This window comes from Massilia sp. TWR1-2-2 (assembly GCF_049897565.1).
Classification (GTDB): Bacteria; Pseudomonadota; Gammaproteobacteria; order Burkholderiales; family Burkholderiaceae_D; genus JAFCUW01.
The window spans coordinates 142,766-162,030 of sequence record NZ_JAFCWM010000015.1; the positions used below are offsets into that span (position 1 = coordinate 142,766).

Sequence of the window (19,265 nt, forward strand, 5' to 3'; positions counted from 1 at the left end):
CTCAGTTTCTGAACGGAAATTTAAAGGCGGCGAGGAGGGCTTTCGCTTCGTCGTCGGTCTTGGCGGTTGTCGTGATGCTGATATTCATACCGCGCAACGCGTCAATCTTGTCGTACTCGATTTCAGGGAAAATGATCTGTTCCTTGACACCGATGTTGTAGTTACCACGGCCATCGAACGAGCGGCCATTGACACCACGGAAGTCACGTACGCGCGGCAGCGCGACGGTGATGAAGCGGTCCAGGAACTCGTACATGCGGGCGCCGCGCAGCGTCACCATCGCACCGATCGGGTAGCCTTCACGGATCTTGAACCCGGCGATCGCCTTGCGTGCCTTGGTCGTCACTGGCTTCTGGCCGGCGATTTTCGTCAGGTCGCCAGTGGCGTGCTCGATGATCTTCTTGTCCGCGATCGCTTCGCCAAGGCCCATGTTCAGGGTGATCTTGGTCAGGCGCGGAACTTCCATTGCCGATTTGTAGCCAAATTTGGCGACCAGGTCGGCAACGACCTTATCTTTATAAAATTGCTGGAGACGGGCCATGATTAAACCTTCACTACTTCGCCGGAAGACACAAATACGCGGACTTTCTTGCCGTCGACGTCTTTGAAGCTTACGCGGTCTGCCTTGCCAGTGGCTGCATTGAACAATGCAACGTTGGACACGTGAATCGGCATTGTCTTATCGACGATACCACCAGTTACGCCGGTCATTGGGTTAGGCTTGGTCGCTTTTTTAGCGATGTTGACGCCTTCAACCACGACATGCTCAGCATCGATACGTTGCTGAACTACACCGCGCTTGCCCTTGTCTTTCCCGGTCAGAACGATGACTTCGTCGTTTTTACGAATCTTATCCATTACGACTCCTTACAGGACTTCAGGTGCCAGGGACACGATTTTCATGAACTTCTCAGTGCGCAGTTCGCGCGTGACTGGTCCAAAAATACGCGTACCGATCGGTTCCAGCTTGGCGTTGAGCAGTACGGCAGCGTTGCCGTCGAACTTCACCAGGGAGCCGTCTTGGCGGCGCACACCTTTAGCGGTACGCACAACCACAGCGTTATAAATTTCACCTTTTTTGACACGGCCGCGTGGCGCAGCAACCTTGATGGTCACTTTGATCACGTCGCCAATGCCAGCATAACGGCGCTTGGAACCGCCCAATACCTTGATGCACATGACTTCCTTGGCACCGGTATTGTCGGCCACTTCGAGCCGGCTTTCAGTTTGAATCATAGTATTCTCTTTCCCAACTTAAGCCGAAGAATTCCCACATAGTGGGCCTGCGGTCAGTCTTGGTCCCGCCAGAGACTCCTGCTGGAGCAACTGATTGGGTGATGGACTTTCCAAAAACTTTCGTCTCGGACCGCTGGCCACCGGGGTGACTAATTTCGCGGCAACACATGAACGAAGCCCGCTAGTATCGCATAACACTGGCGGGCCCGCAAGAACTTAATGGTGAATCACCCTGCCCCGTGCCTTCCGTACAACGGAGGGCGCTGGCTGAGTTCTTCTGATCAGTTGAGGACCGACCTGGCAAGCCAGGTCCTTCCCACAATTTGAAAGTATATTAAATTACTGGTGCTGCTTGTACAACTTTGGTAACCGTCCAAGCTTTGGTCTTGGAGATCGGGCGACCTTCCTGGATCTCGACGGTATCACCCATCTTGACCGAGTTGGTCTCGTCATGCGCGTGGTACTTGTTCGAGCGCATGATGATCTTGCCGTACAGCGGGTGCTTGACGTGACGTTCGATCAGGACGGTAACCGTCTTGTCCATCTTGTCGGACACCACTTTACCGACCAGCGTGCGCTTCAGCGCTACTTTAGTAGTTTCGGTCATTTGGCATCCTTCGAGTTCATCACTGTCTTCACACGCGCGATATCGCGGCGTACCTTCTTGAGTTGCGAAGTGTTGTTCAGCTGCTGCGTGGCGATTTGCATGCGCATGCCGAACTGGGCCTTCAACAAGTCATTCAGCTCTTTCTGCAGAGCTGCCTGGTCTTTGCCGCGGAGTTCTGTTGCTTTCATATACAACTCCTTTTATTGGCCGACTTGGCGGATGACAAACGTCGTCGCCAGTGGCAGTTTGGCGGCGGCCAGACGGAACGCTTCCCGGGCCAGCGTCTCATCGACGCCGTCCATTTCGTACAGTACCTTGCCTGGCTGAATCTCAGCGACGTAGTACTCCGGGTTACCTTTACCGTTACCCATACGAACTTCAGCTGGCTTGTTCGAAATTGGCTTGTCCGGGAAAATACGGATCCAAATACGACCACCGCGCTTGATGTGACGGGTCATGGCACGACGAGCTGCTTCGATCTGACGCGCTGTGATACGGCCGCGGGCAACTGCCTTCAGACCGAATTCACCGAACGAGACAGCGGTGCCGCGTGAATGCGAAATGCCGGTGTTACGGCCTTTCTGCTCTTTACGATACTTCCTGCGTGCTGGTTGCAGCATGGTTATTCTCCTGCTTTCTCAGCGGGGGCTGGGGCTTCAGCAGCTGGGGCGGCGGCAACCGGCAGCTTGACAGCTGGACGGGCACGCACGACAGGTGCGCCAGTGTTGGATGGACGGCCGCCGGTCGGCGCGCCGGCTGGGCGCGGACGGCCAGCTGGTTTGCCATCATCACGGCGTGGGCCGCGGCTCTTCTTGTCGTCGGCCGGGGTATCGATGACTGGTGCGTCGCCGTTTGGCGCGCGGTCACCCTTGTAGACCCAGACCTTGACGCCGATGATGCCGTACGTCGTTGCCGCTTCGCTGGTGCCGTAGTCGATATCGGCGCGCAGGGTGTGCAGAGGAACGCGGCCTTCGCGGTACCACTCTTTACGGGCGATTTCGATGCCGTTCAGACGGCCCGACGACATGATCTTGATACCGAGAGCACCGAGGCGCATTGCATTTTGCATTGCACGCTTCATGGCGCGGCGGAACATGATCCGTTTTTCCAGCTGCTGCGAGATCGAATCGGCGATCAGTTGCGAGTCGATTTCGGGCTTGCGGATTTCTTCGATATTGACGTGCACCGGCACACCCATGATCTTGGTCAGCGCGGTCTTCAGTACTTCGATGTCCTCGCCTTTTTTACCAATGACCACGCCTGGGCGCGAGCTGTAGATCGTGAAGCGCGCGTTCTTGGCAGGACGCTCGATGACGATGCGGCCAACCGAAGCGTTCTTCAGTTTCTTTTTCAGGAACGCACGTGCTGCGAGGTCTTCGTTGAGCATTTGGGCAAAGTTACCATTGCCCGCGTACCAACGCGACGCCCAGTTACGGGTTACTGACAGGCGAAAGCCTGTTGGATGAATCTTCTGTCCCATCGTGACCCCTTAGTTACCGACAGTCACGTAGATGTGACAGGATTGTTTCGAGATACGATCGCCCCGGCCTTTAGCGCGTGCAGTGAAGCGCTTCAGGATCGGGCCCTTTTCAACGTAGATCTGGACGATTTTCAGCTCGTCGATGTCGGCGCCATCATTGTGCTCGGCGTTCGCAATGGCGGACTCCAGAACCTTCTTGATGATCGTTGCACCTTTTTTCGGGCTGAACTGCAAGATGTCGAGTGCTGCGCCGACTTTCTTGCCACGGATCAGATCGGCAACCAGACGGCCTTTTTGGTCCGACAGGCGCACACCTTTGAGGATAGCTTTGGTTTCCATTATTTCTTCGCCTTCTTGTCAGCGGCATGGCCCTTGAACGTACGGGTCAGTGCGAATTCGCCGAGCTTGTGACCTACCATGTTCTCGGAGATGTACACCGGCACGTGCAGCTTGCCGTTGTGCACCGCGATCGTCAGGCCGATGAAGTCTGGCGAAATCGTCGAACGGCGCGACCAGGTTTTGACTGGCTTCTTGTCTTTGTTCGCTTGCGCGGTCTCGACTTTTTTCACCAGGTGGGCGTCTTGAAACGGCCCTTTTTTCAATGAACGTGTCATGTCTTATCCTTATTTCTTGCCGCGGCGCGAGACGATCATCGAAGTCGTGCGCTTGTTACGGCGCGTCTTCTTACCCTTCGTCTGTTGGCCCCAAGGCGACACTGGATGACGACCAGCTGCGGTTTTACCTTCACCACCACCGTGCGGGTGATCGACCGGGTTCATGACCACACCGCGAACGGTAGGACGAACACCGCGCCAGCGCATCGCACCAGCCTTACCGATCTTGCGCAGGCTGTGCTCGGCGTTACCGACTTCGCCTACCGTTGCACGGCATTCGATGTGGACGCGGCGCACTTCACCGGAGCGCAGGCGGACCTGGGCGTAGGTGCCTTCGCGGGCCATCAGCACGACGCCGGCGCCGGCGGTACGGGCCATCTGGGCACCCTTACCTGGCAGCATTTCGACACAGTGCATCACGGTACCGACCGGGATGTTGCGGATCGGCAGGCAGTTGCCCGACTTGATAGGCGCTTCCGAACCGTTCATCACGCTGTCGCCAACGGCCATGCCCTTGGTCGCGATGATGTACTGGCGCTCACCGTCTGCATAGCACAGCAGGGCGATGTTCGCGGTACGGTTTGGATCGTATTCGATACGCTCGACCTTTGCCGGAATACCATCCTTCTGACGCTTGAAGTCGATCAGGCGATAGTGCTGCTTGTGACCGCCGCCGATGTGGCGGGTGGTGATGTGACCATTGTTGTTACGGCCAGCAGTTTTCGATTTCTTTTCAACCAGGGCAGCGAACGGACGGCCTTTGTACAGGTCCGGGTTCACCACCTTCACCATGCCGCGACGGCCTGGTGAGGTTGGTTTCATCTTTACGAGTGCCATTATTTAGCCTCCTCGGAGAAGTTGATTTCCTGGCCAGGCTTCAGGCACACGAAAGCACGCTTGGTATGGTTGCGACGGCCATTGAAACGGCCCGAACGCTTTTGCTTACCTTGGCGATTGACTGTCTGCACCGACAGCACTTCAACCTTGAACAACAGTTCAACGGCTGCCTTGATCTCAGGCTTGGTCGCATCCGGCAATACGCGGAACACGATCTGCTCGTTCTTTTCCGCGACCATGGTGGCCTTCTCGGAAATGACCGGCGCCTGGAGCACCTTCATCAGGCGCTCTTCGCTGAATTTGATTACGGCGCTCATGCGAACATCTCCTCGATCATGGCCAGTGCTGCTTTGGTGACCACGATTTTTTTGTAGAACACCAGCGACATCGGATCGGCGTGACGCGGCTCGACGACCAGCACGTTCGGCAGGTTGCGCGATGCGAGCATCAGGTTTTCGTCCGTCGTGTCGGTGATGATCATGACCGATTCCAGACCCATGCCCTGCAGCTTTTGAGCCAGCAGCTTGGTCTTTGGCGCGTCGATCGACAGGCCTTCGACCACAACCAGGCGCTCTTCGCGGGCCAGTTGCGACAGGATCGAGCAGATACCGGCGCGATACATCTTCTTGTTCACTTTGTGGGTGAAGTTCTCGTCAGGCGAGTTCGGGAAGATGCGTCCGCCGCCGCGCCACAGAGGCGACGACGACATACCAGCACGCGCGCGGCCGGTGCCTTTTTGGCGCCATGGCTTTTTGGTCGTGTGGTGGACTTCTTCACGGTCTTTCTGCTTGCGGTTACCCGAACGCGCGTTAGCGGCGTAGGCGACCACGATCTGGTGAATCAGGGCTTCGTTGTAGTCACGGCCGAACACGGTATCGGCGGCGGCGACGTTCGAACCTGCGACAATTCCTTGCTCATTGAGAAGCTTGAGTTCCATAATTAAGCTCCCTTCTGTGCTTTGGATTTAATGGCAGGCGAGACGATCACTTGGCCATTTTTCGCACCTGGGATCGCGCCTTTGACCAGCAGCAGCTGACGGTCGGCATCGATACGGGCGATTACGAGATTCTGTACGGTACGGTTGACGTCACCGAGGTGACCGGTCATGCGCTTACCAGGGAAAACGCGACCTGGATCCTGCGCCATACCGATCGAGCCTGGTACATTGTGCGAACGCGAGTTACCGTGGGTAGCGCGGCCGGAAGAGAAGTGGTAACGCTTGATGACGCCAGCGTAACCCTTACCGATCGTGACACCTTGCACGTCGATCTTCTGACCGACTTCGAACAACGAGGCAGCGACGATGTCGCCAGCTTTGAGTTCGGCAGCTTTAGCGGCATCGACGCGGAATTCCCGCAACATCGTGCCAGCTTCGACGCCAGCTTTGGCGTGATGACCCGCAACTGCCTTGGTCACGCGGGAAGCGCGACGTTGACCGAATGCGACCTGAACAGCGGTATAACCATCTGTTTCAGGAGTTTTGACTTGCGCAACACGGTTGTTCGATACGTCCAACACGGTGACCGGGATCGAGTCCCCTTCATCCGTGAAAATGCGCATCATGCCAACCTTGCGACCGAGAAGGCCTAGGCTCATTTTTTCTCCATTCCCCACCTGCGATTGGGCGGGGCTAACTGTTTAACTACCAAGTAAAGGACGGATTCAAAAAGGACGAATCCATACCGAAGCCGGCAAGTATAACGTGCAAAAGGGCTTGACGCAACAGATTAGTTGGGGGTATGTCGAGGTATTCGGCCGATTGTTGTAACCGTCGAACGTGCGATGCAATGACGCTACGACTCGCAAGGCAAATGTCGGGCCGAAGGCGGGACTCCCCTGGTCTAAACGGCGCGTGGTCGGAACCCTTGACGCCGGAATAGACGACGTCCAGTGCGCCGAGTTCGCGCGCGGGCGCCATCGCGGAGGACAGCGCGGCGTACCACGCCTCTAACCTTGATGTCCGGGAACTCGGTGATGCGGCCGGAGCCGGTTCTGCACAATGACAGCCTGGATCTTGTCGAGGCCGGCGCGGTGGGCGGCCAGGTAGGCCTTGCTGCCCAGCAGGCCCTGCTCCTCGCCGGAGAACAGGACCACGCGCAGGCTGCGCTTGGCCTTCAGGCCGGCGACTTGCCGCGCCCGCCTCCGACCAAATCCGAATCCGTGTACTCAGGTCGGAGGTCATCCGCATCGTTCTGGTCAGCCTGGCTCATATCGACTCCGCTCCCACTTCGTCGCAACCCGGGCGCTGATGATCCTGATCGCGTCGCCGCGTTCGGTATGTCCAATCACCAGCGTCCGTCCTTTGCTCGAAGTTCCTAAGGTAATGTTGCGCGCCTCTGTCAACGAATGGTCATCCCACTCATACTCCGCAGTCATTATATCCCCGTGGTGTCGCGCTTCACACCATGGTAACGCCCCCCGGCGGCCACTCATCAGCGCGCGTCAGGGACGCCAAGGGAACCTATTCGCATTCGTGCTGAGCAGCAACTGCCCCATGCCCAATCATGCCAAGCCGTTATCATTCATAATAGACAGATTACGCGCGCCGACCCGTTAGCGTCTGCTCGAGCGCCGCAATTGCAACGAATCGATTCATCCCCCACACGAAAGTACCCATGCGCGTTTGGTTCAACAGGACGTTTTCGTCCGTGTCCGCTGCCATCAGCCTGATCCGCGAAGCCGATAGCGGTGGCCGCTTCCACCTTATATATAGCAACGCCAACCCGCACGTCGCCGCGGCGCGCGTCGCACACGAGTTCCATGACGAGCCGACCGGGCTCGACACCGACGCCTACATCGACTGGTGCCTGGCGTTCTGCCGCGAGCACAAGGTCGACATTTTTATTCCAGGCAAGGCCTCGACCGCGTTGGCAGCCGAGCACGCACGCTTTGCCGCGCAAGGAACGCGCGTCCTCAGCGCAGCCTCGCAGGACCAGCTCGAACTGATCCACGACAAGGCGCGCTTCTACGCCACCACCGAACTGCCCGGCGCCCCGGTGGCCGAGTTCCTGCCGTTCGAGTCGCTGGCCCAATTCGAGGCCGGCTTCACCGAATTGCGGCCGCGCCACGCCAAGCTGTGCGTCAAGCCGTCGAACTCGGTGTTCGGCCTCGGCTTCGCCATCCTCGACGAGGAGCGCAGCAGCGCCGCCCTGCTGCTGGCCGGCACCGAGTACCACATCGGGCTGGAAGACTTCCGCCGCGGCATCGGCGAGCTGGGCGAATTTCGCACCATGCTGCTGATGGAATACCTCGACGGCCACGAATTCAGCGTCGACTGCGTCGGCGACCAGGGCCGCCTGGTGACTGCGATCGCGCGCAAGAAGGCGATGACGGCCGGCCGCGGCCAGCTGATCGACATGCGCCAGGACATCCTCGACGCCACCGCCGAGCTTGCCCGCACGCACGGGCTGAACGGCGTGTTCAACGTGCAATTCCGCGAAGGCGGCGGCGAATTGCGGCTGCTGGAGATCAACCCGCGCATGTCGGGCGGCATCGGCATGGCCTGCGTGGCCGGGCCGAACTTGCCGTGGATTGCGCTGTCGGGCTTTGCCGACGGCTTCGACCAGGTGGTGGTGCCGCCGGTGCGCAACGGCATCCGCGTCGCTGAACTGAGTTCGGCCACGGAGCTGGCATGACGCTGCACCGCGTGGCGTTGCCGACCGGCGCGCTGGAACTGACCATCGACGCCAGCGAGTTTCCATTGGACGAACTGATGGGTTTTGCCGCGCGCGACAACGCCAAGCGCGGCTTCCTGTTCCTGTCGAAGGTGCTGGGCAAGCACTGGCCGGTCAAGCCGTCGTTGATGACCACCATCCACGAAACGCTGGCCGCCGCCGTGCCGGCCATGCCGGGGCCGCTGGTATTCATCGCCATGGCGGAAACGGCCATTGGCCTCGGCCAGGGCGTGTTCGAAGCCTGGCTGCGCGCCCATCCGGGGCAGGACGCGCTGTTTCTGCACACCTCGCGCTACCGCGTCGGCGACGCCCCGATCATCGAATTCCAGGAAGCGCACAGCCACGCGCCGCGCCAGTTCCTGCATCTGCCGGCAGGCGACGCCGAGCGCAAGCTGCTGATGCACGCCAGGGCGCTGGTACTCGTCGACGACGAAGCGAGCACCGGCAACACGTTCCAGAATCTGGCCGACGCCTGCCGCACGCTCAACCCGGGCATCGAGCGCGTGCACCTGGCCACCATCACCAATTTCATGGGCGTCGACGCCACGGCCGCCCTCAGCGAACGCTTCGGCCTGCCGGTGACCCTGGGCGCGTCCGCCAGCGGCCGGTATTCGTTCGCGCCGGGCCAGTTCACGCCGTCCGGCGGCGAAGCGCAGCGCTTCGATCCGGATGCCGACCGCGGCGCCAACGCCGGTTTCGGCCGCTACGGTTTGCAACGCGCGCTGGAAACGCCGGAAGCGCTGGCGTCGCTGCTGGCCGCGCAGATCGGCCCGCGCGAAAACGTGCTGGTGCTGGGCACGGGCGAATTCATGCATGCGTCCTACCTGCTGGGCGCGGCGCTGGAGCGGCACGGCGCCGACGTGGTGGTGCAGTCGACCACGCGCTCGCCGATCCTGACCTGGGGCGCCGTATCGGCCGCCATGCGCTTTCCCGACAACTACGGCGAAGGCATCGCCAACTTCCTGTATAACGTGCGGCGCGGGCAGTACGACCACGTCTTCATCTGCCACGAAACGGCGCCGAACGCGGCGCTGTTCGAGCTTGCGGGCGAACTCGACGCACGCCTTTTCCATTTCCTGACCGAGACACACATTGAAGAAGTTTCAGAAATTCCTGTTCGCTGACCTGGACGACACGCTGTTCCAGTCACTCGAGAAGTGCCATGAGCGCGACACGCTGGAGCCGGCCGCCTTCCTCAAGGACGGCGCGCCGATCTCGTTTACTACCGCGGCGCAACGCGCCTTCATCGCTTTCGCGCAGGACGGCATGACGATCATCCCGGCCACCGCGCGCAACCTGAACGCGTTCCAGCGCGTGCATCTGGCGTGTACCAGCTACGCCGTGCTCGACTACGGCGGCATCGTGCTCGGTCCGGACGGCAAGGTCGACCAGATCTGGCTGGCGCGCATGCAGGACGCCATGCACGCCGCCCTGCCCGGCCTGCAGGAACTGGCCGCGCTGATCGACGCCTGGGGCGCCAGCAGCGGCCGCGGCCATCGCGCGCGCATCATCGAAGACTTCGCCACGCCGTTCTACGTGGTGGTCAAAGATCCCGAGAAGAACGCCGAGCGCCTGGCGCTGATCGAACGCGACGTCGTTCAGCCGTGGCTCGACGCCGGCGCGCGCGATTACTTCATCCACCGCAACGGCAACAACCTGGCGGTGCTGCCGAACGCGCTCAACAAGTCGCATGCGGTGGCCTATGTGACGGAAAAATTGCGCGAGGAACATGGCGACATCTTGACGTTCGGCATTGGCGACAGCAAGTCGGACGCGCGCTTCATGGCCGCCTGCGACTACGCCATCGTGCCGAGCCGCACCCAGCTGGCCGGCCTGACCTTGGGGACGCTATGAGTTTTTCGGGCAGCTACGACGCCGCCGACGTCAGCTTCCTGCTCAAGCCGCTGCCGCTGCAAGGCTTCGTCGATGTCGCCGAGAAGGAATACCTGATCCAGTCCGGCCAGCGCCACTACAGCGAGATGCTGTCGCCGGAATCGTTGCCGTCGGCCAAATACCTGAGCGTCTTCGAGCAGGCGTGCAGCGCCAACATGGGCCGCATGGCCGCCGATTGCCTGGCGCTGGCGGCGCTGATCGCCGAGCGGCGCAGCGGACCGGTGACCTTGGTGTCGCTGGCGCGCGCCGGCACGCCGGTCGGCGTGGTGCTGAACCGCCTGCTGCCGGCCGTGTTCGGCCGCGCATCGACCCACTATTCGGTGTCGATCATCCGCGACCGCGGCATCGACCAGGTGGCGCTCGAGCACATATTGGTGCAGGGCCACGCGCCCGAGTCGATCGTGTTCATCGACGGCTGGACCGGCAAGGGCGTCATCTCGCGCGAGCTGGCCGACGCCGTGGCCGAGTTCAACTTGCGCCGCGGCACGGCCATCGACGGCGGCCTGTACGTGCTGTCGGACCTGGCCGGCACGGCCGCGTGCGCCGCATCGTGCGACGATTACCTGATCCCTTCGAGTATCCTGAACGCTACTGTGTCCGGTTTGATCAGCCGTTCGATCCTCAATGATGCGATCGGACCGGATGATTTTCACGGTTGCGTGTACTACCAGCAGTTCGCCGCGCATGACCAGTCGCGTTCGTTCGCCGACAGCCTGGCCGCGCAGGCACTGGCGCTGGCCGACCAGCCGCGCCCGCCGGCCGCCCCATCCGACAAGGAGCAGGCGGCGGCAGTGTCGCGCGCCTACATGCTGGCGGCGCTGGTGCAGCATGGCATCGGCGACGTCAACATGGTCAAGCCGGGCATCGGCGAAGCGACGCGGGTATTACTGCGCCGCACGCCGCGCCTGCTGATCGTGCGCGACGCCGGCGCAGCTGAAGTGGCGCACCTGCTGTTGCTGGCGCAAGAAAAAAATGTACCGATGGTGCAAGACCGGGCCCTGCCCTACCACGCGGTTTCCCTGATTAGGAGTGCACTGGATGGCTAGATCGATGGGCGCCTCACTGTATGTGCCGGCAAACCACAAGGACCTGATGGCGGTCGCCGATGGCGAGCGCATCGGCCACGCACGCTCGCTGATTTTCTGCACCGAGGACTCGGTCGCCGATCGCGACCTCAGCTGGGCGCTGTTCAACCTGTCGGTGGTGCTGGCCAACATGCGCGGCGACAGCAGCGCCGAGCGCTTCGTGCGGGTACGCAATCCCGAGGTGATGGCGCGCGTGCTGGCCATGCCTGGCGCCGACAAGCTGACCGGCTTCGTGCTGCCGAAGTCGACCCGTCACAATTTCGACGCATATTTCCGCCAGGTACGCGACACCTCCCACTTGCTGATGCCGACGCTGGAAACGGCCGAGGTCTTCAATGACGACGAGATGCGCGAATTTCGCAAGGTGCTCGAAGCGCCCGGCGTGCGCAGCCGCATCCTGGCGCTGCGCATCGGCGGCAACGACCTGCTGGCTCTGCTGGGCCTGCGCCGTCCGCGCGGCATGACGATCTACCGCACTCCGCTGGGGCCGGTGATCGCCAGCCTGGTGACGACCTTTCGCCCTTACGGCTTTGTGCTGACGGCGCCGGTATTCGAACACCTCGACCTGCCCGAGTTGCTCGACCAGGAAGTGCTGGAAGACATCGCCTACGGCATGGTCGGCAAGACCGCGATCCACCCGACCCAGATCACGCCGATCGAGCAGCACTACCGGGTCAAGCCGCATGACCTCGAGGCGGCCCGCGCGATTCTGGACGTCAACGCGCCAGCCGTGTTTAAAATGCACGATTCGATGTGCGAAGTCACCACCCACCGTGCCTGGGCGCAACGGATGGTGGACCAGTCGGATGTATTCGGCGCCCATCCTCACGAAGCGGCCACCCCGGCGACGACGACGGGCGAACTCAAACTTACTCAGGGAGACTGACATGAACGAATTCTCGCGCGGACAAAAAGGCAAACTCGCCGACCTCGGCTGCAATTTGCCGATCACCGTCGAACTCGACATCGCCGCCGGCGGCATGTCGGTCGACGTGTCGTGCTTCGGCGTCGACAGCAACGACAAGCTGTCCGACGAGCGCTACATGGTGTTCTACAACCAGCTCGCCAGTCCTGAGGGCGCCGTCAAGCTCGAGCTGGGCGACAAGCCGCGCTTCACCTTGAACCTGGAGGCGCTGCCGGCGTCGATCATGAAGCTGGTGTTCGTTGCCGCCATCGACGGCAACGGCACCATGCGCACGATCGGCCCGAGCGCGCTGACCTTGTCGTCGACGGTGCGCTTCGCCTGGTCCGGCGCCGACTTCCAGGATGAAAAAGCCGTCATCGTCGGCGAGATCTATCGCAAGGACAATGTCTGGCGCTTCGGCGCGGTCGGCCAGGGTTTCAATGGCGGGCTGTCGTCGCTGCTGGCGCACTTCGGCGGCGCCGAGGCGGCGCCCGCTGCAACGCCAATGCCGGCACCCGCAGCCGCGCCCGTGCCTGCCGCCAAACCGGTGTCGCTGTCGAAAGTGACGCTCGACAAGCGCGGCGACAAGGTGTCGCTCGACAAGCGCGGCGCGCGCGGCTTTGGTCCCATCCACGTCAACCTGAACTGGAACCAGAACGCCACGCCGCCGGCGCCAGCCAAGACCGGCTTTCTGGCCAAACTGACCGGCGCCGCCGCCAGCACCGGCATCGACCTCGACCTTGGCTGCATGTACGAGATGGCCGATGGGCGCAAGGGCCTGGTGCAGGCGCTGGGCAATGCCTGGGGCGAACTCGACCGGCCGCCGTTCATCAAGCTGGCCGCCGACGACCGCACCGGCCAGACCAAGGAAGGCGAGAACCTGCACATCAACGGCGACCATTTCAACGACATCAAGCGGGCGCTGATCTTCACTTTCATCTACAAGGGCGCGCCGAACTGGTCCGCAACGGACGCGGTAGTTTCGATCAAGATGCCGGACCAGGCGCCGATCGAAGTGCGGTTGGATGGCGGCGGCAACCAGATGATGTGCGGCATCGCGATGATCGAGAACGTCGGCGGCAGCCTGCAGGTGACCAAGCTGGTCGACTATTTCGCGCAGGACGGCAAGATCAGCGCGCACGAGATGATGGACCGCAAGTTCGGCTTTGGCCTGCGCTGGACGACCGGCAGGAAAGACTAAGTTCCGGCCTGCGCCAACGAAACCGGGGTCTGACCCACACGACGGGTCAGACTCCTTATATGGCGCCGGCTATTTCGCCAGGCGCGCGGTCATTTCGGCGAATATGATGCCTCGCGCGGCGCGCAGCAGCCGCATTTCGCCGGCAAGAAAACGTCGTGCCGCATCTGGATCTGGGCAGTTTTGAAGCGATTGATCCTGCACGTTCTGTATGGCTTCGATCAGCTTGTCGGCCTCCCGCGGCACGGCGGCCAGCAGATCGTCCAGCTCGCGATGGATCGTGCGCTCCGCTAAGCCCAACACCTTGCCTGCCATCAGCAGATGCTCGCGCTCGATGTCGCCGAACGTTTTGGCATCACCGACCGAAAATGCCAACTCGGTATGCGGCCAGCGTGCGCCATCACCGGCGAACGCCTTGGTGTCGTAGACTGCGGTGCAAAGCATATCGTAGGCGGGCGCAAGGTTAATACCATCGGCGCCAACCAGGAATGAGATGTTCTTGAGGTGGTTATCACCGTTACCGACCAGCACATTAAAAACTATCCAGCGGTACAACTGCAGTCTGGCGGCCGCCTTCGACCTGCAATGCGTCAACGCGTCGGCCAGCGTGTCGAGCCGCGCCGCGGAATATTTGAACGCCCGCGACTTGTTGAGCAACTGGCAGGTGTCGATGACGTGCCTGCGCCGCACTTCGTCGGCGCGCTGTGCGAGCCGACCGGCCGCCAATCCCTTCGGCACGATCCGGTCGAAACGATCAACCATGTACACAGGCTGCGGCGCATAGCGTCGATGCACCACTGGCACGTCCAGGCCGACCGCTTTGGCAAGCCGCATCGTGAAATATTCGTTCATGACGGACGCCGGATATGCGCCCCCCTGGAAGTTCGGCTTGAGGATATGCGTCGATGGCGTTGCGGGCAATGGTTCATACAGGGCGTCGCCATCGAGAATCACAAGCATCTTGTGCTGGGCTCCCGCCAGCGACATGCGCTTCGGTGCGTCCTTCGTCAGCGATGCATTGGGAAGATTTAGTATGCGCGCATTGAGTTCTTCCAGGGACAGCGGCCTTACACCGGCGTCAGCAGGCACTGGATTGGCCCGGTCACGCAGCACCAGCGACCCGGCCGATTCGGCGCCGAAGTACGCAAGCAGCCCGAATCCATCCTCGGCATTCAGGCCGGCATCCTTTGCAATGACCGTACGCAGCGCTTCCTCCGGCAGCAGATTGTCGAAGTACCACTGAACCGGCCGGTTTGACGCGCCATCGACAATGACGCGCTGGCGACGCGCCAACGCCGGCGACAAGTCAAACCCCTGTTCCGCAGCGATCCATTGGTCGGCGTAAGCGAACTGCCACAGGTCGTTTTCCTCGCCGAGAATGCCGACCAGCTCGTCATTGACCAACACCTCAAGTTGGCGCAAGGTCATTTCCTGGCCGGCGATGAGGTGACCGATTTCCTCGGTGTGTAAGGCTTCACGCCCTTGAGCTTGAGTTGTGCCAGGCTGCCTTCCACTTCGTCCGGAACGTCGGCACGCAACGCAATCCCAAGTTCGGCAAGGATTTTCATGACCCGCCCGAGCTGGACGGTTTCCTTGCCGCGCTCGACCTCCCTGACAAATACCGGGCCGACGCCGGCGCTGCCGGCCACGTCGTCCATACGCATTTTCTGATGCTTTCGTACCGCCCGGATCAGCAGACCCAGTTCGTCAGGCGATCGTATGTCGATCAACATGCTTGCTCCAAAATCGATGCGTTGGGATCGATTATGGCCTGACCGCCCGACCCGGTCAACAAATCAATGCGATAGCATCGATTCGTTCCGGGTACTGGCCATTCGAGGCTTAAACGACGCGAGTACATCGCTATGGTGCTCATCGATTCATTGCACTGGCTTCCGGCGCCGGTTTGCAGGACGGACCTCCTCGACGAACACGTTGAGCAGGAACCACGCGGACAGCCCGACGATCAGGAAGTAGCCGAGCAGGACGCGCAGCCCGATCTTCATGCGGCGCTGTTCATGCAACTACCAGGCTGTAGCCCATGCCGCGGTGGGTCTGGATCGGGTCGATGTTGGGATCGACCGCGCGCCGCTTGGCGCGCAGCGACTTGACGTGAGCGTCGACGGTGCGCTCGAGCGTATCGGGGGCGCCGTCCCACACGCGGTCCATCAGTTGCGGGCGCGACAGCACATGGGCGGGATGCTCGAGCATCGTCTTGAGCAAAGTCGGGCAGGCCGATGTCGAGCACCAGCAGGGCCGGCGCGTCCGGGCCGCCGGCGCGCAGGGCATCCGCGATACTGTCCGCAATGGCGAGTGCGTCTTCTGCAATCAGGATCGTTTTCATCACGCGCGTATCGCGTTCTTTTGTGCAGCGAGCAACAAGTCAGGGTGAAGTTGCCGATTTCGCCTGGCGCGCACGGGGCATCGGCCGCACCAGCAGCCAGCTGGCCAATACCAGCAAGCCGAACAGCGAATACACCATCGTGAACACCCACGGCGGCGCCTGGTAGAACATCACTTGGCCGACCCAGTGGGCGATGAAGTCATCGTCGAAACCGCCTTGCCCGGCCCGCTGGCGCAACCATTGCTCGAGGGTGGTCAGCGGACAGTCGATGCCGAACCAGGATTCCGCCACCACGTAACCGATGGCCGCCAAGTGCAGCACGCGGAACCAAAAATTTCTGACCCAGCGCCAGTGCAGTTTGCCGCCAAGCAGAATCAGCACCAGGCCAGCGACGATGAACAGCACCACGCCGAGGTGGGCGACCAGGACCGCGTTGGCAAGCAATCGGTAGGCATCGAGCGTCATCGGAAAAGCATACACCTGTTGCGGCAACATAGCGCAAATAGCAACAAGGGTGTCACGCTGCAAAGTTGTCAACTCCACGCGAAGGATAACCATGTTGCTGCGACCTCTTTGTCTTGCCGCGCTGATCATGTGCGCTTCGATTCCGGCGTGTGGGCCGACATCCCGATCAACCCAGCTGGTCGAGAGCTGGTCGAGGCAGCGCGACAGCTGCAGATAGCCGGCAATGTGAAGGCAGCGTACGAGACGCTGGTGAAGGCGGCGGCGGACAAGACCTCTTCGATGCCGATGCACATGATTGCAGGAATATTGTATGACGCCGCCGCCGGCGCCAGTGGCGAGGCGAAAAGCCGACTGTCCAAGCAAGCGGCGGCGGCGGCGCGGGAGGCGCTGGCGCGGAACGAGCGCGACCCGGTTGCGCAAGAACTTCTTCGAAAATTGCTCGACGAGCAGACACCCGGATCCCTTGCACCAGCCGACAGCGGCGGCGGCGGCGCTGCTGGCCGAAGGTGAAAAACTGTTCCAGCAAAGCCGCTTCGCTGACGCGTTGGCGAAATATCAAGCAGCGGCTCAGGCCGATCCTTTGTATTCAACCGCCTTGGTGTACGCCGGCGACTGTTTTTTCGTGCAGCGTCAGAGGCCCGAGGCCGAACAGCACTTCCTCAAGGCGACGCAGATTGAAGCTCTCAACAGCCAAGCGTGGCGCTTCCTTGCCGATACGTTCGAACGGCAAGGCAACATCAAGGAGGTTGAGCGCGCCTTGTTTGCGGCAATCGCCGCCCATCCAAACCAGTTGCCGAATTGGGATAAGCTGGCCGCGCCATCGAAGTTGGCCTTGAAGCGTTTCGCGTTTGTGCGCAAGGCCAGCGTAGCCGCAAACAAGGAAGGGGGCAAGCGCGAAATCGAATTGCAGCGCGATTTTGCCGAGGGTAGCGCCGACGGCACTTTCTGGCTGGGATACGGCCTGGGACTGATCGCGGCGCGCGAGAAAAATCCGGCGATCTCTTCATACGCACTGGAACTCGCCGCCCTGGGTACCGCCTTGGAGACTGATCGCGAATCGTTGGCAAAAGGAGAGCGGCCGTTGAGCGATCCCGCCCTGCCGACGTTGCGCAAACTGTACGCCGAGCGGCCGCTGGAGGCGGCCATCCTGCTGTTAATGTACCGCGAAAGCTACCGGCCCGAATTCGAAGAATGGAAACTGGCCAATCCGAACGGCGTGCCCGCGTTCGTCGCCGCCTACGGCTTGCGCCCGTAAAACGGCATTGGGGCCGGGGTCGCTCGCATCGTTGCGAACTCGCCCGGCCCCAATCTGTCGTCGCCTTTACGCGACGCTGCGTTTCTATTCTGGTGGGCGGTGCAGAATTCGAATCTGCGACCCCTTGGATGTCGACCAAGTATTCTAACCAGCTGAACTAACCGCCCTGAGGGGACGCATTATAGCGGGCGATGGCAGGACCATACAAGGGCGCACGCGAAAAAAGTGCAAGCGGTGCCAAGACTGAAACGTCGTACTGCAATCAAGCGCGTTTTACGTCTCGAAGCGAGCGCTTGAACGCCTTCAGGTCGTTGGTGGAAAACATATCGCTGCGGCCTATCTTGCTGGATGCCCGCAGGCGCTCTGCATTGACGTAGCACCGGAATGTCGACATTGATATGTCCAGATAATCGGCCGCTTGGGCCGCGGTAAACTGCATCTGTTCCAAGTGTCCAAACACCTGCTGATGCGTGCTATCTTCTTCATGAAGCCCGGCACTCGACAGCTCGAAGAACTTCGTTCTTTCATTCCTCGACAGATTGCGCAAGTCACGAAAAACCGCTTCGGCGGTTAGCTGACTCATGGTCATCTCCTGATTTCAGATACTTTTTTAGGTCCGCATAGAAGTTCTCATGCGAACCCACTTTATAAAAATCGATGTAGAGCAACTCGACCTCCACGTCTCTCCCCGGTTTCCCTAATTCCGTCGGCGGGCGATAAGCTAACAGATACTCGACGTTAGCCTGCCAAGACTTGAAGACATATGCCCTTGAGATCTCCCACCTTATTTTCCCCGATGGTCGGGTCTTCAAGAATCAAGTTGACGGCGTCTTCGATGGCCAACTGCAGTGGAGCGCGCTGTTTCTTGACGAACCTGGCGAACGGCGGTTTGTCGCGGGGCTGCATGGCGAGTTTTATTCTATCAAAATTGAGCACTTATAGTGTCAAGCAGCAGTGCGACATTTTCCAGTCTAACGACAGGCGCCGGGTTCCTTACGACAAAGGCCAGAAGCGCAGCCGAAAAAAAACCGGAGGCGCATATGCGGCTCCGGCATTTTCTGAGGCGGCGTTGGCCGCCCTTACCACGATTATTGCAGCTTGATCTCGACGTCTACACCTGCTGGCAGGTCCAGCTTCATCAGCGCGTCAACGGTCTTGTCCGTTGGGTCGACGATGTCCATCAGACGCTGGTGCGTACGGATCTCAAACTGGTCACGCGAAGTCTTGTTGACGTGCGGCGAACGCAGGATGTCAAAACGCTGGATGCGCGTTGGCAGTGGCACTGGGCCCTTGACGACGGCGCCGGTGCGCTTGGCGGTCTCGACTATTTCGAGTGCCGACTGGTCGATCAGTTTGTAATCGAATGCTTTCAGGCGAATGCGGATTTTCTGGTTTGGTGCGGACATGATATTTCCTCTAAAGAGCGAACCGCGCTTATCGCACGGCAATATATGGGGGACCGACATTATACTATAAAACTGCAGGGCAGGAACCCGAAGGCCCCTGCGCTGTTACTACTAAACGACAGCATTAATCAGAGGGGACAGACCCGCAGGTCTTTCCCCTAAGATTATTTACCTTCGCTGAGGATCTTGGCAACGACGCCGGCGCCGACGGTACGACCGCCTTCACGGATGGCGAAGCGCAGGCCTTCTTCCATCGCGATCGGGTTG

30 protein-coding genes, 1 tRNA gene and 3 pseudogenes are annotated in these 19,265 nt (G+C 60.6%); 9 read left to right on the forward strand and 25 right to left on the reverse strand.

Annotation, left to right across the window (positions count from 1 at the left end):
• Nucleotide 1 precedes the first annotated feature (1 nt).
• The 15 genes and pseudogenes from rplE to ACP7DD_RS16160 form a co-directional block, all read right to left on the reverse strand.
• Complete coding sequence (gene rplE, locus ACP7DD_RS16090; RefSeq protein ID WP_099789565.1) at nucleotides 2–541, reverse strand: 50S ribosomal protein L5; 540 nt, start codon at nucleotides 539–541, stop codon at nucleotides 2–4.
• A gap of 2 nt (nucleotides 542–543) precedes the next feature.
• Nucleotides 544–858 carry a 50S ribosomal protein L24 gene (rplX, locus tag ACP7DD_RS16095; protein ID WP_099789562.1) on the reverse strand — a complete coding sequence of 105 codons (315 nt, stop codon included), beginning with the start codon at nucleotides 856–858 and terminating at the stop codon, nucleotides 544–546.
• A 9-nt stretch (nucleotides 859–867) separates the two neighbouring features.
• On the reverse strand, nucleotides 868–1,236 hold the full coding sequence (gene rplN, locus ACP7DD_RS16100) for a 50S ribosomal protein L14 (RefSeq protein ID WP_099789560.1): 369 nt from the start codon (nucleotides 1,234–1,236) through the stop codon (nucleotides 868–870).
• A gap of 334 nt (nucleotides 1,237–1,570) precedes the next feature.
• Nucleotides 1,571–1,843 (reverse strand): 30S ribosomal protein S17, encoded by a 273-nt coding sequence (gene rpsQ, locus ACP7DD_RS16105; protein WP_099789557.1) that lies wholly within the window; start codon nucleotides 1,841–1,843, stop codon nucleotides 1,571–1,573.
• Complete coding sequence (gene rpmC, locus ACP7DD_RS16110) at nucleotides 1,840–2,031, reverse strand: 50S ribosomal protein L29 (RefSeq protein ID WP_099789554.1); 192 nt, start codon at nucleotides 2,029–2,031, stop codon at nucleotides 1,840–1,842. Before rpmC ends, rpsQ begins: the two co-directional genes overlap by 4 nt.
• A gap of 12 nt (nucleotides 2,032–2,043) precedes the next feature.
• Nucleotides 2,044–2,463, reverse strand: coding sequence for a 50S ribosomal protein L16 (gene rplP / locus ACP7DD_RS16115; RefSeq protein ID WP_099789552.1), 420 nt, complete (start codon nucleotides 2,461–2,463; stop codon nucleotides 2,044–2,046).
• A 2-nt stretch (nucleotides 2,464–2,465) separates the two neighbouring features.
• Entirely contained in the window at nucleotides 2,466–3,323 is an 858-nt protein-coding gene (gene rpsC / locus ACP7DD_RS16120; RefSeq protein WP_099789550.1) for a 30S ribosomal protein S3, read from the reverse strand.
• A 9-nt stretch (nucleotides 3,324–3,332) separates the two neighbouring features.
• The gene (gene rplV / locus ACP7DD_RS16125) at nucleotides 3,333–3,665 is read right to left on the reverse strand and encodes a 50S ribosomal protein L22 (RefSeq protein WP_180279404.1); all 333 of its coding nucleotides are present in this window, start codon (nucleotides 3,663–3,665) and stop codon (nucleotides 3,333–3,335) included.
• A complete protein-coding gene (gene rpsS, locus ACP7DD_RS16130) occupies nucleotides 3,662–3,937 on the reverse strand; it encodes a 30S ribosomal protein S19 (RefSeq protein ID WP_099789546.1) in 276 nt (91 codons plus the stop codon). The genes rplV and rpsS overlap by 4 nt, the downstream gene beginning before the upstream one ends.
• Before the next feature lie 9 nt (nucleotides 3,938–3,946).
• Nucleotides 3,947–4,774, reverse strand: a complete 828-nt coding sequence (gene rplB / locus ACP7DD_RS16135; RefSeq protein ID WP_099789543.1) for a 50S ribosomal protein L2 — start codon at nucleotides 4,772–4,774, stop codon at nucleotides 3,947–3,949.
• Complete coding sequence (rplW, locus tag ACP7DD_RS16140) at nucleotides 4,774–5,091, reverse strand: 50S ribosomal protein L23 (protein ID WP_099789540.1); 318 nt, start codon at nucleotides 5,089–5,091, stop codon at nucleotides 4,774–4,776. The genes rplB and rplW overlap by 1 nt, the downstream gene beginning before the upstream one ends.
• On the reverse strand, nucleotides 5,088–5,711 hold the full coding sequence (gene rplD, locus ACP7DD_RS16145; RefSeq protein ID WP_099789537.1) for a 50S ribosomal protein L4: 624 nt from the start codon (nucleotides 5,709–5,711) through the stop codon (nucleotides 5,088–5,090). Before rplD ends, rplW begins: the two co-directional genes overlap by 4 nt.
• Before the next feature lie 2 nt (nucleotides 5,712–5,713).
• A complete protein-coding gene (rplC, locus tag ACP7DD_RS16150) occupies nucleotides 5,714–6,370 on the reverse strand; it encodes a 50S ribosomal protein L3 (protein ID WP_099789534.1) in 657 nt (218 codons plus the stop codon).
• A 351-nt stretch (nucleotides 6,371–6,721) separates the two neighbouring features.
• Nucleotides 6,722–6,898, reverse strand: a pseudogene (locus ACP7DD_RS16155) (M28 family peptidase); the annotation flags it as partial.
• 72 nt (nucleotides 6,899–6,970) lie between these two features.
• Nucleotides 6,971–7,207, reverse strand: a complete 237-nt coding sequence (locus ACP7DD_RS16160; RefSeq protein WP_426175825.1) for a BrnT family toxin — start codon at nucleotides 7,205–7,207, stop codon at nucleotides 6,971–6,973.
• A gap of 182 nt (nucleotides 7,208–7,389) precedes the next feature.
• On the opposite strand from ACP7DD_RS16160, the gene ACP7DD_RS16165 reads away from it, so the two are divergent.
• Genes ACP7DD_RS16165 through ACP7DD_RS16190 form a run of 6 tightly spaced genes read left to right on the forward strand, consistent with a single transcriptional unit; the run spans nucleotide 7,390 to nucleotide 13,531 of the window.
• The gene (locus ACP7DD_RS16165) at nucleotides 7,390–8,409 is read left to right on the forward strand and encodes an ATP-grasp domain-containing protein (protein WP_426175826.1); all 1,020 of its coding nucleotides are present in this window, start codon (nucleotides 7,390–7,392) and stop codon (nucleotides 8,407–8,409) included.
• On the forward strand, nucleotides 8,406–9,572 hold the full coding sequence (locus ACP7DD_RS16170; protein ID WP_426175827.1) for a phosphoribosyltransferase domain-containing protein: 1,167 nt from the start codon (nucleotides 8,406–8,408) through the stop codon (nucleotides 9,570–9,572). Before ACP7DD_RS16165 ends, ACP7DD_RS16170 begins: the two co-directional genes overlap by 4 nt.
• Nucleotides 9,541–10,302 (forward strand): hypothetical protein, encoded by a 762-nt coding sequence (locus ACP7DD_RS16175; protein ID WP_426175828.1) that lies wholly within the window; start codon nucleotides 9,541–9,543, stop codon nucleotides 10,300–10,302. Before ACP7DD_RS16170 ends, ACP7DD_RS16175 begins: the two co-directional genes overlap by 32 nt.
• A complete protein-coding gene (locus tag ACP7DD_RS16180) occupies nucleotides 10,299–11,387 on the forward strand; it encodes a cysteine protease StiP family protein (protein ID WP_426175829.1) in 1,089 nt (362 codons plus the stop codon). Before ACP7DD_RS16175 ends, ACP7DD_RS16180 begins: the two co-directional genes overlap by 4 nt.
• Nucleotides 11,380–12,312 (forward strand): HpcH/HpaI aldolase/citrate lyase family protein, encoded by a 933-nt coding sequence (locus ACP7DD_RS16185; RefSeq protein WP_426175830.1) that lies wholly within the window; start codon nucleotides 11,380–11,382, stop codon nucleotides 12,310–12,312. Before ACP7DD_RS16180 ends, ACP7DD_RS16185 begins: the two co-directional genes overlap by 8 nt.
• A gap of 1 nt (nucleotide 12,313) precedes the next feature.
• Entirely contained in the window at nucleotides 12,314–13,531 is a 1,218-nt protein-coding gene (locus ACP7DD_RS16190; protein WP_426175831.1) for a TerD family protein, read from the forward strand.
• Nucleotides 13,532–13,600: 69 nt separating this feature from the next.
• Here the strand turns inward: ACP7DD_RS16190 and ACP7DD_RS16195 are convergent, their stop codons facing one another.
• The 4 genes and pseudogenes from ACP7DD_RS16195 to ACP7DD_RS16210 all read right to left on the reverse strand — a co-directional run.
• Nucleotides 13,601–14,956 (reverse strand): HipA domain-containing protein, encoded by a 1,356-nt coding sequence (locus tag ACP7DD_RS16195; protein WP_426175832.1) that lies wholly within the window; start codon nucleotides 14,954–14,956, stop codon nucleotides 13,601–13,603.
• Nucleotides 14,953–15,261 (reverse strand): helix-turn-helix domain-containing protein, encoded by a 309-nt coding sequence (locus tag ACP7DD_RS16200; protein ID WP_426175833.1) that lies wholly within the window; start codon nucleotides 15,259–15,261, stop codon nucleotides 14,953–14,955. The genes ACP7DD_RS16195 and ACP7DD_RS16200 overlap by 4 nt, the downstream gene beginning before the upstream one ends.
• A gap of 147 nt (nucleotides 15,262–15,408) precedes the next feature.
• Nucleotides 15,409–15,534, reverse strand: a complete 126-nt coding sequence (locus tag ACP7DD_RS16205; RefSeq protein WP_426175834.1) for a hypothetical protein — start codon at nucleotides 15,532–15,534, stop codon at nucleotides 15,409–15,411.
• Between the two features lie 10 nt (nucleotides 15,535–15,544).
• Nucleotides 15,545–15,712 (reverse strand): annotated as a pseudogene (locus ACP7DD_RS16210) (winged helix-turn-helix domain-containing protein); the annotation flags it as partial.
• 31 nt (nucleotides 15,713–15,743) lie between these two features.
• Here ACP7DD_RS16210 and ACP7DD_RS16215 point away from each other — a divergent pair.
• The gene (locus tag ACP7DD_RS16215; protein WP_426175835.1) at nucleotides 15,744–15,920 is read left to right on the forward strand and encodes a hypothetical protein; all 177 of its coding nucleotides are present in this window, start codon (nucleotides 15,744–15,746) and stop codon (nucleotides 15,918–15,920) included.
• On the opposite strand, the gene ACP7DD_RS16220 is transcribed toward ACP7DD_RS16215, so the two are convergent.
• A complete protein-coding gene (locus ACP7DD_RS16220) occupies nucleotides 15,912–16,367 on the reverse strand; it encodes a DUF2784 domain-containing protein (RefSeq protein ID WP_426175836.1) in 456 nt (151 codons plus the stop codon). The two genes, ACP7DD_RS16215 and ACP7DD_RS16220, sit on opposite strands and share 9 nt — an antisense overlap.
• 99 nt (nucleotides 16,368–16,466) lie before the next feature.
• On the opposite strand from ACP7DD_RS16220, the gene ACP7DD_RS16225 reads away from it, so the two are divergent.
• Nucleotides 16,467–16,847 carry a hypothetical protein gene (locus tag ACP7DD_RS16225; protein WP_426175837.1) on the forward strand — a complete coding sequence of 127 codons (381 nt, stop codon included), beginning with the start codon at nucleotides 16,467–16,469 and terminating at the stop codon, nucleotides 16,845–16,847.
• Nucleotides 16,801–17,592: a hypothetical protein gene (locus tag ACP7DD_RS16230; protein ID WP_426175838.1), complete on the forward strand. Its 792-nt coding sequence runs from the start codon at nucleotides 16,801–16,803 to the stop codon at nucleotides 17,590–17,592. The genes ACP7DD_RS16225 and ACP7DD_RS16230 overlap by 47 nt, the downstream gene beginning before the upstream one ends.
• Nucleotides 17,593–17,682: 90 nt before the next feature.
• Here the strand turns inward: ACP7DD_RS16230 and ACP7DD_RS16235 are convergent.
• From ACP7DD_RS16235 to ACP7DD_RS16255, 5 genes and pseudogenes are all read right to left on the reverse strand, one after another.
• Nucleotides 17,683–17,759, reverse strand: a tRNA-Val gene (locus tag ACP7DD_RS16235).
• Nucleotides 17,760–17,854: 95 nt separating this feature from the next.
• Nucleotides 17,855–18,175 (reverse strand): helix-turn-helix domain-containing protein, encoded by a 321-nt coding sequence (locus ACP7DD_RS16240; protein WP_426175839.1) that lies wholly within the window; start codon nucleotides 18,173–18,175, stop codon nucleotides 17,855–17,857.
• Nucleotides 18,176–18,330: 155 nt separating this feature from the next.
• Nucleotides 18,331–18,498 (reverse strand): type II toxin-antitoxin system RelE/ParE family toxin, encoded by a 168-nt coding sequence (locus ACP7DD_RS16245; protein WP_426175840.1) that lies wholly within the window; start codon nucleotides 18,496–18,498, stop codon nucleotides 18,331–18,333.
• Nucleotides 18,499–18,680: 182 nt separating this feature from the next.
• Nucleotides 18,681–18,998, reverse strand: a complete 318-nt coding sequence (gene rpsJ / locus ACP7DD_RS16250; protein ID WP_099789501.1) for a 30S ribosomal protein S10 — start codon at nucleotides 18,996–18,998, stop codon at nucleotides 18,681–18,683.
• 164 nt (nucleotides 18,999–19,162) lie between these two features.
• Nucleotides 19,163–19,265 (reverse strand): annotated as a pseudogene (locus ACP7DD_RS16255) (elongation factor Tu); the annotation flags it as partial.